Genomic DNA, 15,799 nt, shown 5'->3' on the forward strand with positions numbered 1-15,799 from the left:
GGTTCACGGGGTCAGGACACTGAGCCCAACCAAGGTTAGGCACCGCACGTAGCAGAGTGCCTGCCCCGAGCCCTCGGCGTTTCTCGCACAGTTGCCAGGCGCCGTGCTTTTGGCCGGACGCCGCAGACAAGGACGAGTTCACCATGTCTTGCCAATCCTACTGCATCGGGATCGATGCCTCCAAAGCCTATCTTGACACCTGCGGCGTGCCGGGCCGCGGCGCGTGGCGCCTTCCCAACACGGCCGAGGGCCACACCGCCCTCGCGACGGTGCTGGGCGCGCTGCGCGCGGGCGGCGACGAGGTGCTGGTCATGATGGAAGCGTCGGGCGGCTGCGAGCGCGAACTGCACCACGCCCTGGCCCGGGCCGATGTGCCGGTCGCCGTCGTCAATCCCAAGTGGGCGCGTGACTTCGCCCGCTCGACCGGCCAGCTGGCGAAGACCGACCGGGTCGACGCCCGGATGCTCCAGGCCTTCGGCGAGGCCACCCGTCCCCGCCCGACGCCGGTCCCGGAGCCGTTGCGCGCCGAGTTGATCGAGATGCTCGACTACCGCGACCAGATCCTGGCCGAGATCGTCGCGCGCGGCCATCAGCTCAAGCACCTGCGCGGCGACTTCATGCGCCGGCGCGCCGAGACGGCGCTGGAAGCGCTGCGCACCGAGGCCGACACCCTGGCCTGGATGATCGAGGCGAAGCTGAACGACGACCCGGGGCTGCGGCAGCGGGCCGCCCTGCTGCGCAGCTTCCCCGGGGTCGGGCCGCTGAGCGCGGCCATGCTGGTGGTCCACATGCCCGAGTTGGGCAGCCTGACCGGCCGGCAGGCGGCCAGCCTGGCCGGCCTGGCGCCGTTCGCCCGCGACAGCGGCACCCTGCGCGGGGTGCGCACGATCTTCGGCGGCCGGGCCAAGGTGCGCCGGGCGTTGTTCCACGTCGGCCGGGTCGGCCTGCGCCACAACGCCACGCTCAAGGCCTTCTATGACAGCCTGAAGGGACGCGGCAAGCCGGGCAAGGTGGCGCTGGTCGCCTGCATGCGCAAGGCGCTGGTGATCCTCAACGCCCTGCTCCGGACGGGCCGGCCCTGGGTGGCGGAGTACGCCGCCGACGGGCCGCCGGCCGAAGCCGCCTCCGCCACGGCATCCTGAGCCCCATCCCTTTGTTCGACCGGCGGCACCATCCCTCCGTCCCGACCTGAGGGTCCAGCGGGCGGCGGGCGGAGCGGCGGTCAAGGAGGGCCGAAGGCCACCGCGGAGCGGCGCGCAGCGTCCTTGATGGCCGCTCCGCCCGCCGCCCGCTGGACCGAGGTGGGGCGGCCAAGAGCACGTCCGACAACCGCCGCGGCAAACCGCTGACGGCGGCGTCTTCCCGTGACCATGCATGCTGCTTGAAGTTGTATATCCACACCCAACGATGCGGCTCACAAAAACAGTTGCTACGGTTCGATGCAGGGCAAAGGTGATGCGGTTCGTCGATCGTAGGTTGGGCCCGTGGCCCAACGCATCGACCCGGCTGCCCCGGCCGGATCGACCTGATCGGGCACAGCTCCAACTCGCTCCCCGCCCGGCCTTTTGCCCCCATCACCCCAACTCACGCCTATCGGATTGTATTCCTAGAATGAAAATGATATGAACAACCCGGCGGCCCGCCGGGATCTTTCAAACCGTGAATCATGAAGAACAGGCGATGCGCTTTCGCCTGAAACCGGGCGACCAACCTCCCGGCGGCAGGGCAAGCCGCCAGGAAGCGTAAATGGGCAGGCCATGACGACATTTCGCATCGAATGTTGACATTTGCGGCCAAGCGGAGGGGCCACCATCCGCAGCGCGGGACGGGGCGCCCTCTCCCCGCCGACGCCACTACCACGAATGATGACATTTCCCCACGCCAGGGGGGCGTCGTCACGCCGCCGGCAGCAGTTCCTTCGTGTACAGGCTCTGCCCGTCCAGATCCTTCAAGGTGACCAGCATCACGCCGTCCTCGCTGATGTCCACCTGGCCGAAGAACTGCATCCCGGCCGAGGGAGCCAGGTTGGACTGCCCGTCCGGCGGTGCCTTCACGTACATCAGCTGCGGGCCGAAGGTGTCGTCCAACGGGTTCGGGCCGAAGGTGCCGGCGTTCAGCGGGCCGGAGACGAACTCCCAGAACGGTTCGAAATCCTGGAACCTGGCCTTGTTCGGATCATAGAAATGGGCGGCGGTGTAGTGGACGTCGGCGGTCAGCCACACCGTGTTGCGGATGCCGTTGCGCCGGATGAAGCTCAGCAGGTCGGCGATCTCCAGCTCGCGCCCCCGTGCCGGGCCGTCGCCCTGGGCGATCGCCTCCGACCCGGTCTTGTCCTTGCCGTTGTCGTAGACGATCAGGCCGATCGGCATGTCGGCCGCGATCACCTTCCAGGTCGCGTCCGAGGCCAGCAGGGCCTGCTTGAGCCAGCGGATCTGCTCGGACCCCAGGATGGCGGTCTCCGGTCCCATTTCCTCCTGGAGGTTGGCGGTATTGGGGCCGCGATAGCTGCGCATGTCGATGCGGAACACGTCGAGATGCGGGCCGTAGGAGAACTTGTTGTAGATCCGGTCGCGGTTCTCCGGATCGTGCCGGATCGGCATGTATTCCAGGAAAGCCCGCATGCCGTTGGCGGCCAGCACGGCGGCGCTCTTCTCCTTATAGCGCTGGTCGGCGTCCATGCGCTTTTCCCAGTACCAGTTGTTGGTCGCCTCGTGGTCGTCCCACTGGGCGAACATCGGCACCTCGGCGTTGAAGCGGCGCAGGTTGTCGTCCATCAGGTTATAGGCATGGGCGCCTCGGAAATCGCCCAGCGTCTCGGCGACCTTGGACTTCGCCTCGGTCGTGACGTTCTTCCACACCCCGCCGCCCGGCAATTCCTTGGTCTCGGGGATCGGGCCGTCGGCATAGACCGTGTCGCCGGAATGGATGAAGAAGTGCGGCTCGGCCCGGCGCATCGCCTCGTAGATCCTCATGCCGCCGAAATCGGGGTTGATGCCGTATCCCTGCCCCGCCGTGTCGCCCGACCACACGAAGCGGACCCGGCCATCGCCCGGGGCGGTGCGGAACTGGCCGGTCACCGGCTCGCTGAAGCTCTTCAGGTCGGAAAGGTCCTGGAAGCTGACGCGGTAGAACACCCGCTGGTCGGCCGGCAGCCCGGACAGGTCGATCCGGGCGGTATAATCGCTGTCGGTGACGGCGACCGGACCATCGAAGCGCTTGGCGTTCCTGAAGCTCTCGGTCGTGGCGACCTCCACGATCATCCGGGCCGGCCGGTCGGCGCGGCTCCAGACGATCGCCCGCCCGCCGGAAAGGTCGCCGGACTGGACGCCATAGGGCATGGCGATGCGGCGGCTGTCGGCGGTGATGATGGCCGGGGCCGGGGCCGGCGCCTGGGCCAGTGCCCGGCCGGCCGTCGACGCCGCGACGAGCAGCCCGCCGCCGGCCAATGCCGAATTGTACAGGAACGAGCGGCGGGTAACCCACCGCCGGGGCTCGGGCAACTTGGACATATCGCGGATTCTCCCGTTCCGGTTTATCGGTTCGCGGAAGCTATCCGGTGCCCATGACAGTTTTTCATGCGGGACCGGCGCAAATGGGTACCTCCTGACGGCCAGTCCCCAGCCACTCCGATAACCTGCGGATCGGCCGTCCTCTCCCTCAGTCCCCGTGCAGCGGCATCGTGACCGTCACCTTCGTCCCACCGCCATTGGCCGCGCCGTCTCCGCCGAACCCGCCCGCGATCTCCAGCACGCCTTCGACCCGCGTCACCAGGGCGCGGATCAGGTTCATGCCGAGGCTGTCGGCCGCCTCCTCCGGCATGCCCTTGCCGTTGTCCGAGACTTCGAGCCTGAGCCGCTCGCCCGGCAGGACGGTCAGCGACACCCGGATCTCCCCCTGGGCACCGTCCGGGAAGGCATGCTTGAAGGCGTTGGTCACGATCTCGTTGATCAGCAGGCCGAGCTGGATCGCCATGTCCAGCCCCAGCGCCACGTTGTCCGTCTCGACCATCAGCTCCGGCCCGTCGCCCCGCGCGGTGAAGGAGGTCCTCAGATGGGCGCACAGGTCCCGGACATAGCCGGAGAGGTCGACCCGGGCCAGGTCGTCGGACTGGTACAGCTTTTCGTGGACGATGCTGAGCGAATGGATACGGCTGCGCACGTCGTCCAGCTCCTGCCGGACCAGCGGGCTGGTGGACTTCCGCGCCTTCAGGCTGACCAGGCTGGAGATGATCTGGAGGTTGTTCTTGACCCGGTGGTAGACCTCCTTCAACAGCACTTCCTTCTCGACGACGCTGGCGCGCAGCGCCGCGTTCGCCTCAAGAAGCTCCTCCTCCCGCTGGCGCAGGTCGCTCAGGCTGCTCAGCAGTTCCTGGTTCTGGCGCTGGACCTCCTCGACCGGGTCGAGCGGCTGCTGGCGGGCCAGTTCGTCCATCAGCTTGTTGATGAACTCCTGGACCGTCATGCCCAGGGGCTTCGACAGCGACCGGGTCAGCCGGACCGTCGTTCCCTCGCCGGACGTCTCGATGTCCAGCCGGTCCATCAGGCGGCGGGCGCCGAGTAGACCCAGCCCCATGCCGGTGCGCGAGCGATAGCGGCCGGCCAGGATGTCGTCCAGTTCCGTGATGCCGGGCCCGCGGTCGCCGACCTCGATCATCAGGGACACCCTGCCGCCGACCTCCTGGATCCGGAAATCGGCCTTGCCACCGCCGGCATAGGCATAGGCGTTCCGGCAAACCTCCGACACGGCGGTGGCGATGCGGGTCTGGTCCTGGACCTCGAAGCCCATCCGGTCGGCGACCAGCCGCGCACGCTGCCGGGCATGAACGATGTCCCGGTCATGGCGCACATGGACCGTGAAAAGCGGCCAGGTCAGGGTTCTCTGCTCTTCACCACGACGATCAGGTTGTCGTCCCGGACCCGCTTGAAATCGCGGTACAGCACGGCCGCGATCATCGTCGGGTGTCTTGTTGCCAGCCCCGGGTAGCTGTCGATATCCCATTTGGTGCTCAAACCGTCTGAATGGAAAACCGCCAGCAGGTCGCCACCGTAAGCATACTCGTATTCCTTCACTTTCGACATATTATGCCCAACGACGCCGTTTTGCGACACCGTTCGGGCCTGCCTGTCCCGCCAGCGGAAAAATCCCGCGATATTGCCCACCCCGGCGAACCGGACCCGGCGTTCGGCCGGTTCGATCCGCACGACGGCGATCGCCGCGCCGCGCGTCCCGCGCAACGCCCGGTGCAGATCCTCGACCAGCGGCTCGGGCATCCGCTCCCTCGATTGCCTGAAACCGGCACGGGCCGCATCGGCCGCGTCGGCCGCGCCGAGCCCATGCCCGAGACCGTCACACAGCAACAACAGCGTGGCGCCTCGATCGGTCACCCGGACAGCCCAGGTATCGCCGCTGACCACCTCCCCGATGCGCGGAAGGCAGACCGCCCCGACCCACAGACCCGGCAAGTCGGGCGGCGGCTGGCGGCCGCCGGCCCGCACGCCGCAGACGATCACGGTGCCGTTCCCCGGCTTGGAATAGATATCGAAATGGTCGGACTGGCGCTGGATCGCGCCCAGCCCGGTGCCCGGGCTGTCGCCGCTGGTGACGCCGTCCCGCAGGCAATCCTGGACGTTCGCCATGCCGGGGCCGGCGTCCATGGCGATGACGGTGACCTCGCCGCTGGCGCCCGACGACCGGGCGTCCAGCAGGATCTCCCCGCCGCCGCCATGGCGCAGGATATTGGTCGCCGCCTCGGTCACGACCAGTGCCAGGCGGGCGCACTCCTGTTCGCCGAGGCCGGCTGGAGTCGCAAGCTGCACCGCCTTGCGGCGCGCCTCGGCGACCTGGGTCTGTTCCCGGATGGGGACCGAAACTACGGCCGTTCCGTCCATGATACGACTTTCACTATGGTTCCTTCGCCCGGGACGGACCGGATCTCGAACTCCTTGCACAGGCGCTTGGCACCGCTCAACCCGAGCCCGAGTCCGCCGCCCGTGCTGTATCCGTCCTTCAGCGCCAGGGCGATGTCGGCGATCCCCGGCCCCCGGTCGCTGAAGATCATCTCGACCTTGCGCTTCGACATCCGGCCGACGATGGCGATCCGCATCTCGCCCCCGCCGCCATAGTCCAGCGTGTTGCGCGCCAACTCGCTGGCCGCGGTGACCATGCGGGTGGTCTCGATCTTGGAGGCGCCGATCGTCGCCATGGCGGCGGCTGTCACCCGCCTGACCCGGCTGACGTCGGCGCCGGTCCGGATCGGGATCACCTCGCCGTCGGCGGCTCCTTCCTCCTGCTCCGGCTCAGGCCTCATGGAGGCGCGCGGCCTCCTCGGCGGCGCCCCGGCGGATCAGCTCCATGCCGCGGTCCACGTCGAGGGCGGTGCGGACGCCCTGGAGCGACATGCCCAGTTCGACCAGAGTGATGGCCACCGCCGGCCGCATGCCGACGATCACCGTCGAGGCGTCCAGGATGCGGGCGATCGCCGAGATGTTGGCAAGCATGCGGCCGATGAAGCTGTCCACCACGTCCAGGGCCGAGATGTCGATCAGGACGCCCTTGGCGTGGGTCTTGGCGATCCGTTCGGCCAGATCGTCCTTCAGCGTCATGATCATCCTGTCCTCCAGGTCGACCTGGATCGTCAGGAGCAGGCAGTCGCCGATCTGGAAGATGGGGATGCGGTTCGGCTCGAGGAAATGGGTCATGTCGATGCCGCCGCTCAGTGGCCCGTGAAGGTGACGCCGGTGCGCTTCAGCGCGTGGGCGAAGGCACTCTGTAGGTCGGCCTTCGTCGCGACCTGCGGCAGCTCGACGCCCAGATGCACGATGGTCTGGGCGATCTGCGGCCTAATGCCGCTGATGATGCACTCCGCCCCCATCAGCTTGGCCGCGGCGGCCGTTTTCAGCAGGTGCTGGGCGACCAGGGTGTCGACCGTGGGCACGCCGGTGATGTCGATGATCACGATCTCGGCCTTGCTTTCGACCACGGCTTCGAGTAGATTTTCCATTACGATCTGCGCGCGCGAGCTGTCGAGCGTGCCGATCAGGGGAAGCGCAACGATGCGGTCCCAAAGCTGCACCACCGGAGTGGACAGCTCCAGCATCTCCTGCTGCTGGCGCTGGATGATATCCTCCCGGCCGCGCAGATAGATGTCGTTGGTGTACAAGCCCAGCTTGTCGAGCAGGACGGTGGCGGACCAAGCCTCGTCGACCAGGGTCTGCGGGTCATCCTTGTACTGATCGCGCAGGCATTCGAAAATCGGCTGCTTGAGCGCAAGGATGAACGTCGCGGTCTCCGTCGGGGTGAAGCCGTGATCGACCCGGTAGTTGGTGACCTCGGTCAGCATGTCCCGGACATCCTGCCACTGGTCGCTTTCGATGTCGAAATTGACCCCGTTCTTGGTCGCGGCGGTCAGATGGGTCAGGAAGCTGCGCGACTGGCGGCGGATCTCCGCCTCGCGCATCAGATCGGCGCGAAGCACACCGACGTCGGATTGCGCTGCGATCCAGTCGGTCAGGATACGGTCCTGGTACCGGCTCAGGAGAGCCGGGAGCTTGCTGCCGGAAGAGTCGGGCATCTTTTCTTCTTCTCGTCAGTTCATCTTCTGAGGCGGATGCACCGCCAGCGCCTGACCGATCGCGGTCCGGAGAACCTCCGGCTGGAACGGCTTGGCGATCAGGAAGGCCGGCTCCAGCTGTTCGCCAGTCAGCAACCTTTCCGGGAAACCGGTGATGAAGATCACCGGCAGGTTGGTCGAGCGCAGGATCTTCTGGACGGCCTTGATGCCGCTGTCGCCGCCCTTCAGCTGGATGTCGGCCAGGATCAGTTCCGGCGCGGTCTCGCGGGCGAGTCTCAGGGCCTCTTCCTCGCGGGCGGCGGAACCGCAGACCTTGTGGCCCATGTCGGTCACGAGACCGGCGATGTCCTCGGCGATCAGGGGTTCGTCCTCGATGATCAGGACACGGACGGAGGTCTGCTTGGACAGCTCGCCCCGGGCGGATTCCAGCTCGACGCGGATCTCCTCGGTGGTGGCGTTCAGGATGCGGGCCGCCTCGTCGAAGGAGAATCCTTCAAGGGAGATCAGCAGCAGCACCTGGCGCTGGCGCGGCGGCAGCCTGCCGACGCCCTGGATCACCTTGGTGTCCGAGGTACCTTCGGGAAGGTCGGGCACCGCTTCCGGGAACGTTTCGTCCACCAGGGACCAGACCTCATGGAACAGCGCGAACAGTTCGAGCCGGATGTTGCCGGCGGGATCGATGCGGTCGGGCTCTGCCAGATAGGCTTCGAGGCAAACTCGGACATATTGGTCGCCGCGATCCTGGGATCCCAACAGGGCTCGGGCATAGCGCCGCAAGTAGGGAAGAAATTTCACAATCTCTGCGGAGGATTCCGGCATTCTGATCTCAACGGTCCATCATGAAGCTGATCTGTCCGCCTCTTCTCCGGCGGGGCTCAATATCGAAGGTTCGAGATATCATATTCGCGTATCCGGCGGATCGGGGTATTCGGCCTAAACCCTTTCGCCGCGGATATCGGCTGCGATCCGACCGGCAACGCCTCAAGTCAAGAAAGGTTGCAGCCATGCGTGAATTGACACGGGCTCCGCCGGAGAGCAATGGTCGGAACGCCCGCCCCAGCCGCCCCGCAGCCAGCGAGAAAGCCGCCTTGCCAATCACTTCCGAGGTCGACCTCTACGATCCGGTGAAAGCCTTCCTCGAAGCCCAGGGGTACGATGTCAAAGGCGAGGTGCGGAGCTGCGACCTGGTCGCCGTCCGCGCCGGCGAACCGCCCGTTTTGGTTGAGTTAAAGCTGCGGTTCTCGTTGTCGCTGGTTCTCCAGGGAGTCGACCGGCTGGCCCTGTCGGACCGCGTCTACCTCGCGGTTCCCCGGCCCGCCGGCCGGCGGGCGACGGGGCCGAACGCGAACGACGGCAATGTCCGCAAGCTCTGCCGGATGCTGGGGCTCGGGCTGCTGACGGTGGATCCCACCGCCCGCGCGGGCAGGCAGGTGGACCTTGTGATCGAGCCGGCACCCTACCGGCCGCGGGTGAACGCCAAGCGCGCCCGGCTGCTGCTGAGGGAGCACGGCCGGCGGCTGGGCGATCCCAACCGCGGCGGGTCGAGCAAAGTCAAGATCGTGACAGCCTACCGCCAGGAAGCATTGCGCTGCGCGGCTCTGCTGAAGGCGAACGGCCCCATGGCCGTCGCGGCACTGCGCCGGGACGGGGATGCTCCCGGCGCCGCCGGCATCCTCCAGCGCAATGTCTACGGCTGGTTCGAGCGGGTGAGCCGCGGCACCTACCGGCTGACCGAGGAAGGGCTGCGCGGGCTGGAGCAGTTCGCACCGGAAGAACCATCGGCGGAACTGGTCGAACAATCCGCGCCGCGGTGATGTTGATCTGGAAAGAGGAGTGCGTCACCGGGAGGCTGGATGATGGGCAGCACGGATTTCGCCGAAAAGCGCCGGGTCATGATCGAACGCGACATCATGCCCCGGGGGATCGACGACGCCGGCGTGATCGCCGCTTTGGGCCGGGTGCCGCGGGAACTCTTCGTCCCGAGTACCTGTTGGAAATCGCCTACGACGACTCGCCACTGCCGATTGAACAAGGCCAGACGATCTCGCAGCCTTTCGTCGTCGCCCTGATGATGCAGGCGGCTGAACTGGTCCCCGGCGCCAAGGTGCTGGAGATCGGCACCGGCTCAGGCTACTCCGCCGCCGCGCTGGCGGCGATGGGGTGCGAGGTCTATTCCATCGACCGCCATGCCTCCCTGGTTGAGGCTGCCCGGACACGGCTGGAGCGGGCGGGCTATGCAGGTATCCACCTGCGGGCCGGCGACGGTACCCTGGGCTGGCCGGAGGTGGCGCCGTTCGATGCCGTGATCGTGACCGCCGGCGGGCCGCGCCTGCCGGAGCCGCTGTCCCGCCAGCTCAAGGTCGGCGGGCGGATGATCATGCCGGCCGGCGCGGAAGCCGGCGGCCAGCGCCTGATCCGGCAGCGCCGCACCGGCGAGGACATGTTCGCCGAGGAGGATCTCGGCTTGGTCGCCTTCGTGCCGCTGATCGGCGCCCATGGCTGGCCGGAAGCAACCCGCACCGAGGCCATGCGCCGTTCCCCGGCCCTGCCGCCCGACGCGGCTGAGCGGGTCCGAGACGCCGCCGAACCGCTGCCCGACGTGGACGACGAGCGGTTCGGCGTGCTGTTCGACCGGATCGCCGATGCCAGGGTCGTCCTGCTGGGCGAGGCGACCCACGGCACCTCGGAGTTTCACCGCGCCCGCGCGCGAATCACCGAGCGGCTGATCACCCGGCACGGCTTCACCGTCGTGGCGGTCGAGGCCGATTGGCCCGATGCCGAACAGATCGACCGGTATGTCCGCGGCCGGCCGCCGGGCGGGTCCGACGACGCGGCGTTTTCGCGCTTTCCCGCCTGGATGTGGCGGAACGAGGAGGTCGCCGGCTTCGTCGACTGGTTGCGCCGGCACAACGACGGGGTGCCGGAACCAAGGCGGCGGGTCGGGTTCCACGGCCTGGACCTCTATGGCCTGAACGGTTCCATCGCCGCCGTGCTGGACTATCTGGACGAGGTCGATCCGCAAACCGCCGGGATCGCGCGCGAGCGGTACGGCTGCCTGGCGCCGTGGCGGCTGGCACCTGAAACCTATGGGCGCGCGGCGCAGACCGGCGGGTTCGACACCTGCGAGAAGGCGGTGCTGGACATGCTCCGGGAACTGCTCGACAAGCGGCTCTCCCATCAGGCCGCCGCCGGTGAGGACAGCTGGCTGGACGCCCGGCAGAACGCACGGCTGATCGCCTCCGCGGAGGAATATTACCGCACACTCTATCATGGCGCGACCACCAGCTGGAACCTGCGCGACCGCCACATGTTCGAGACGCTCCGGGCGGTGATGGAGACCCGCGGACCGGAGACGAAGGCGGTGGTTTGGGCCCACAACACCCATGTGGGCGACGCCGCGGCCACGGAAATGGGCCGCCAGGGTCAAGTCAACCTGGGGATGCTGTGCCGCGAGGCGTTCGGAAGCGAGGCGGCGCTCGTCGGGTTCGGAACCGACCGTGGGACAGTCGTCGCGGCGTCCGGGTGGGGCGGCCCGATGGAGGTGATGGAGGTGCCGCCGGCGCACCCGGACAGCTACGAGCACCTGTGCGTCCGCTCCGGCAAGCCCCGGTTCCTGCTCGACCTGCGGCCCGGACGGAACGAGCCGCTGGTCGAGGATCTGAAGCGACTCCGGCTGGAGCGGGCGATCGGCGCGATCTACCGCCCTGGGGCCGAGCGGGAGAACCACTATTTCCAGGCCTCCCTGCCCGGCCAGTTCGATCTCTACGTGTGGTTCGACCGGACCACCGCGATCCGGCCCCTGGCGCCTATTGCACCGCCGCCTGGCCGAACAGGAAGTTCGGAAGGAACAGCGACACCCACGGCACATAGGTGATGATGATCAGGAAGACGAACAGGATACTGAGCCAGGGCAAGGCCGCTCGGACGACCTGCATGATGCTCATGTCCGTGATGCCGGCCGTAACGAACAGGTTCAGGCCGACCGGCGGGGTCACCATGCCGATCTCCATGTTCACCACCATGATGATGCCGAGATGGATCGGGTCGATGCCAAGCTGCGTCGCGATCGGGAACAGGATCGGCGCCAGGATCAGGATGATGGCCGACGGCTCCATGAAGTTGCCGGCGACCAGCAGGATGATGTTGACGACGATCAGGAATTGCCAGGGCTCCAGCCCGGCTTCCGAGATGCCGCGCGCGATGTTCTGGGGGATCTGCTCGGTCGTCAGGACATGGGCGAACAGGAAGGCGTTGGCGATGATGAACAGCAGCATGATGGTGACGCGGCCGCTGTCCACCAGCACCTTGGGCACATCCTTGAAGCCCATGTCGCGATAGATGAACAGGGCGGCGACGAAACCGTAGACCGCGGCCACCGCCGCCGCTTCCGTCGGCGTGAACACGCCGCCATAGATGCCGCCCAGGATGATGACGATCAGCAGCAGGCCCCACAACGCCTCCTTGCCGGCTTGGCCGAGTTCGGCAAGCGAGGCGCGCGGCTGGCGCGGCAGGTTCTTGTAGCGGGCCACGATATAGATGGCGCCCATCAGCATCAGGCCGAGCAGCAGCCCGGGGATCACGCCGGCCATGAACAGGCGCCCGATGGAGCTTTCGGTCGCGGCCGCATAGACGACCATCACGATCGAGGGCGGGATCAGGATGCCCAGCGTGCCCGAGTTACAGATGACGCCGGCAGCGAACTCCTTGGTGTAGCCGGTCCGCACCATCCCGGCGATCACGATGGAGCCGACCGCGACCACGGTCGCCGGGCTGGAACCCGAGACGGCGGCGAACAGCATGCAGGCCAGCACCGAGGCGATCGCAAGGCCTCCGTGCAGGTGGCCGACCGCCGCGATGGCGAAGTTGATCATGCGACGGGCCACGCCGCCCGTGGTCATGAAGGAGCCGGCCAGGATGAAGAACGGGATCGCCAGCAGCGTATATTGCTCGAAGGTCTGGAAGAACTTGAGCGACAGCGACGCCATGCTGTCGTTGGCGAACAGCAGGATTGTCAGCAGCGACGACAGGCCCAGCGAGATCGCGATCGGCATGCCCAGCAGCATGAAGACGAACAGCGTGACGAAGAGGAATACCGTGGTCATCGCGACGTCCTATCGAGTCCGGGATTGCCGCCGGTGAGCCCCTGTTCCTTCAGGACATCGGCCGCCTCGTCGGCGAGTTCGAAGCCCGAGCGCCGGCCGGTCAGGATCGCGTAGGCCTCCTGGGCGAGCCTGAGGCCGAGCAGCCCGAAGCCGATCGGCAGGATGACGGTGAGCATCCAGCGCTCGACCGGAATGTCCTCGGCCTCGATGCCGAGGCGCATCAGGCGGCTGATATAGCCGTAGGAGCCCCAGGCCATTATGCCCGCGTAGAGCAGGCACAGGCCGATCGCGACGAGGCCGACCCAGCGGCGCAAGCCGGCGGGAAGGCTCTTGACCAGCAGGTCGATGCCGATATGGGCATGGACGCGGACGCCGTAGGAGATGCCGAACAGCACCATCCAGGCGAACATGTAGTTGGTCGCCTCGACGCCCCAGATGATGCCGGAGTTGAATCCGTAACGCAGCACGACCTGCGCGAAGGTCAGGATCGTCATGCCGGCCAGGAGAAGGGCGATGAAGCCCTCCTCCAGATGGTTGATCACTCGGGTCACGATCCCTCTTCCCGTGTAGGTGTGGTCCGGGAGCCCCGATTGCAGGGGTCCCCGGGAGTCGTCACTTGGCGGTGTTGGAAGCGTTCGCGACCTTGATCAGGTCGGCCCCGATATCCTTCTCGAAGGTGGCCCAGACCGGAGCCATGGCCTTGCGCCAAGCCTCCGTCTCCTCCTTGGTCAGCTTGATGATCTCCGAGCTGCCGCTCTCGGCGATCCGCTGCCGGTCCCGCTGGTTCAGATCCTCGGCCATCTTGTTCACCTCGACCGTCACCTCGTTCAGGATCTTCTCCAGCTCGGCGCGGACGTCCTTGGGGAGCTCGGTCCAGAAGTCGGTGTTGGCGACAACCATGTAGTCGAGCGCGCCGTGATTGCTCTCGGTGATGTACTTTTGGACTTCGTAGAACTTCTGCGAGTAGATGTTCGACCAGGTGTTTTCCTGCCCGTCGATCGCACCGGTCTGGAGCGCCTGGTAAACCTCGGCGAACGCCATCTTTTGCGGGTTGGAGTTCAGCGCCTTGAACTGCTCCAGCAGCACGTCGGACGCCTGGATGCGGAACTTGCGGCCGGCGGCGTCCTCGGGCTTGCGCAGCGGGTTGTTGGCCGAAAGCTGCTTCATGCCGTTGTGCCAGTAGGCCAGCCCGATGAAACCCTTCTTCTCCATCGAAGTCAGCAGCTTCTTGCCCTCGGCGCTCGCCTGGAAGCGGTCCACCGCGGCGATATCGTCGAACAGGAACGGCAGGTCGAACACCTGGAGCTGCTTGGTGTACTTGTCGAACTTCGACAGCGAGGGCGCGATGAGCTGGACGTCGCCGAGAGCCAGCGCCTCCATCTCCTTCGCGTCGCCGAACAGCTGCGAGTTCGGGTAGACCTCGACCTTGACCTTGTCATCGCCCAGGCGCTCCTTGACGAGCTTCTGGAACATCAGCGCGCCCTGGCCCTTGGGCGTGCTGTCGGCTACCACATGGCTGAACTTGATCGTTACCGGCTTGGCAAAAGCCGTTCCGGCGGCGAGAATGCCAGCAAGGGCGATGGCGGTAGCGAAGATACGCATGAACTTTCCTCCGAAGGAGATTTTCTTCAGTATTCTGCCAATAGGGGTAATGGAGCGGGCAGCGGTTTGCAAGCGATGTGTTCAACCACCCGGCAGGTGCTTCATTTGCTCGCAGTGGTTTTAATAGTAGCGTCTACAACGGTCGGCAGAGCCATGGGTGCGGACCGCGACCACCTCCCCGGTATACTGGGGCGCGACGACCGCACGCCTTTGGACAACCAGGATTGGCCTTGGGCGGCGATCGGCCGGGTCAACCGGACGATCGGCGGATTCTGCACCGGAACGCTGATCGGGCCGCGCCACGTGCTGACCGCGGCGCATTGCCTGTTCAACAAGCGCACGGGCCGGATAATCGGCGCTGGCGACATCCATTTCCTGGCCGGCTACCGGCGCGGCGCCTATCTGTCGCACTCGGTGGCCCGGAAAGTCTTCGTAGCGGCTGGTTACGACTATGCCGCCCCGTTCGAGGCCGGCAACCTGGGGGCCGACTGGGCCATCCTCGAACTGGCCAAGCCCATGGCCATCAAGCCGGTGCCGATCCGGAAGGAGCCGCTGCCCGCCGGGGTCGAACTGGTCCGCGCCGGTTACGGCCAGGACCGCGCCCATCTGCTGTCGATCCACGACGGCTGCGCGCCCCGGCCGGGCGCCTCTCCGCCGGGCCTGCTGCTGCACACCTGCGACGCAACGCACGGGGACAGCGGCTCTCCCCTGCTGCTTCGCGGCGCGGACGGGCCGGCCATCGTCGGCCTCGACGTCGCCGCCGGGAGGCTGGGCGGCGCGCTCGCGGGGCTTGCCGTCCGGCCACCAGCTTCCATACCTTCGCCCAAGCCGCGCTCTCGGGCGCAGCCCGGAACGACGAACCACAACCACAATGAACAACGAGGGGGACACGCCGCCATGGCACCACGGATCGACTACTTCTTCACACCGATCTCGCCCTGGGTCTTCCTGGGATCGAAGCGGTTCCACGAGATCGCCGGCAAGGCGGGCGCAGAGATCGCCTACAGGCCGGTCGACTTCGGCCGCATCTTCCCGGCATCCGGTGGGCTGCCCCTGCCGAAACGCGCGCCGCAACGACAAGCATACCGGCTGGCCGAACTGAAGCGCTGGTCGGAACGCCTGGACATTCCGCTGATCCCTCAGCCATCCAACTTTCCGCAGCCCGACGAACTGGCGGCATTAACCTTGATCGCGGCGGATCAGGCGGGGGCCGACATGGCGGCGCTCTGCACCGCTTTCGGCCGCGCGGTCTGGATCGAGGATCGCATCCTGTCGGCGCCCGAGACCCTGGCCGACATCCTGTCGCGACACGGAGCCTCGCCCGACCTGATCGACCGGGCGCAGACCGACGAGGTGCGCGCCCTCCGGGACGCCTACACGGAGCAGGCGCTGTCAGCCGGCGTGTTCGGCGCGCCGACCTATGCGTTGGACGGAGAGCTGTTCTGGGGCCAGGACAGGCTGGATTTCCTGGAGCGCAAACTCACCCGCTCCTGAGGCGGACTACGGCGTTCTTCGGGCCTGCCCC

The 15,799-nt window shown here is 66.9% G+C and carries 14 protein-coding genes; 4 read left to right on the plus strand and 10 right to left on the minus strand.

What is annotated here, in order from left to right; genetic code table 11:
- Positions 1–143 precede the first annotated feature (143 nt).
- Positions 144–1,142 carry an IS110 family RNA-guided transposase gene (locus DPR14_RS17785; RefSeq protein WP_158043700.1) on the plus strand — a complete coding sequence of 333 codons (999 nt, stop codon included), beginning with the start codon at positions 144–146 and terminating at the stop codon, positions 1,140–1,142.
- Between the two features lie 753 nt (positions 1,143–1,895).
- Here the strand turns inward: DPR14_RS17785 and DPR14_RS17790 are convergent.
- From DPR14_RS17790 to DPR14_RS17820, 7 genes are all read right to left on the minus strand, one after another.
- A complete protein-coding gene (locus tag DPR14_RS17790) occupies positions 1,896–3,509 on the minus strand; it encodes an alkaline phosphatase D family protein (protein WP_158046346.1) in 1,614 nt (537 codons plus the stop codon).
- A gap of 148 nt (positions 3,510–3,657) precedes the next feature.
- Positions 3,658–4,845, minus strand: coding sequence for a sensor histidine kinase (locus DPR14_RS17795; protein WP_192499007.1), 1,188 nt, complete (start codon positions 4,843–4,845; stop codon positions 3,658–3,660).
- Between the two features lie 23 nt (positions 4,846–4,868).
- Positions 4,869–5,888, minus strand: coding sequence for an ATP-binding SpoIIE family protein phosphatase (locus DPR14_RS17800; RefSeq protein ID WP_158046348.1), 1,020 nt, complete (start codon positions 5,886–5,888; stop codon positions 4,869–4,871).
- Complete coding sequence (locus tag DPR14_RS17805) at positions 5,870–6,307, minus strand: ATP-binding protein (protein WP_158046349.1); 438 nt, start codon at positions 6,305–6,307, stop codon at positions 5,870–5,872. The genes DPR14_RS17800 and DPR14_RS17805 overlap by 19 nt, the downstream gene beginning before the upstream one ends.
- Positions 6,297–6,698 (minus strand): STAS domain-containing protein, encoded by a 402-nt coding sequence (locus DPR14_RS17810; protein ID WP_158046350.1) that lies wholly within the window; start codon positions 6,696–6,698, stop codon positions 6,297–6,299. Before DPR14_RS17810 ends, DPR14_RS17805 begins: the two co-directional genes overlap by 11 nt.
- A gap of 14 nt (positions 6,699–6,712) precedes the next feature.
- Positions 6,713–7,570: an STAS domain-containing protein gene (locus tag DPR14_RS17815; RefSeq protein ID WP_158046351.1), complete on the minus strand. Its 858-nt coding sequence runs from the start codon at positions 7,568–7,570 to the stop codon at positions 6,713–6,715.
- A 15-nt stretch (positions 7,571–7,585) separates the two neighbouring features.
- Entirely contained in the window at positions 7,586–8,323 is a 738-nt protein-coding gene (locus DPR14_RS17820; RefSeq protein WP_246148288.1) for a response regulator, read from the minus strand.
- Between the two features lie 335 nt (positions 8,324–8,658).
- Here DPR14_RS17820 and DPR14_RS17825 point away from each other — a divergent pair, with 335 nt between their 5' ends.
- On the plus strand, positions 8,659–9,384 hold the full coding sequence (locus DPR14_RS17825) for a DUF2161 domain-containing phosphodiesterase (protein ID WP_192499008.1): 726 nt from the start codon (positions 8,659–8,661) through the stop codon (positions 9,382–9,384).
- Between the two features lie 176 nt (positions 9,385–9,560).
- On the plus strand, positions 9,561–11,444 hold the full coding sequence (locus tag DPR14_RS17830; RefSeq protein ID WP_246148290.1) for a protein-L-isoaspartate(D-aspartate) O-methyltransferase: 1,884 nt from the start codon (positions 9,561–9,563) through the stop codon (positions 11,442–11,444).
- Here DPR14_RS17830 and DPR14_RS17835 read toward each other — a convergent pair.
- The 3 genes from DPR14_RS17835 to DPR14_RS17845 all read right to left on the minus strand — a co-directional run bounded on the left by DPR14_RS17835 (position 11,377) and on the right by DPR14_RS17845 (position 14,274).
- Positions 11,377–12,672: a TRAP transporter large permease gene (locus DPR14_RS17835; RefSeq protein WP_158046354.1), complete on the minus strand. Its 1,296-nt coding sequence runs from the start codon at positions 12,670–12,672 to the stop codon at positions 11,377–11,379. The two genes, DPR14_RS17830 and DPR14_RS17835, sit on opposite strands and share 68 nt — an antisense overlap.
- Positions 12,669–13,223: a TRAP transporter small permease gene (locus DPR14_RS17840; RefSeq protein ID WP_246148293.1), complete on the minus strand. Its 555-nt coding sequence runs from the start codon at positions 13,221–13,223 to the stop codon at positions 12,669–12,671. The genes DPR14_RS17835 and DPR14_RS17840 overlap by 4 nt, the downstream gene beginning before the upstream one ends.
- A gap of 61 nt (positions 13,224–13,284) precedes the next feature.
- The gene (locus tag DPR14_RS17845; protein WP_158046355.1) at positions 13,285–14,274 is read right to left on the minus strand and encodes a TRAP transporter substrate-binding protein; all 990 of its coding nucleotides are present in this window, start codon (positions 14,272–14,274) and stop codon (positions 13,285–13,287) included.
- Positions 14,275–14,427: 153 nt separating this feature from the next.
- Here DPR14_RS17845 and DPR14_RS17850 point away from each other — a divergent pair, with 153 nt between their 5' ends.
- On the plus strand, positions 14,428–15,768 hold the full coding sequence (locus tag DPR14_RS17850; protein WP_192499009.1) for a DsbA family protein: 1,341 nt from the start codon (positions 14,428–14,430) through the stop codon (positions 15,766–15,768).
- Positions 15,769–15,799: the final 31 nt, after the last annotated feature.

It is taken from the genome of Skermanella pratensis (assembly GCF_008843145.1).
GTDB lineage: Bacteria > Pseudomonadota > Alphaproteobacteria > Azospirillales > Azospirillaceae > Skermanella > Skermanella pratensis.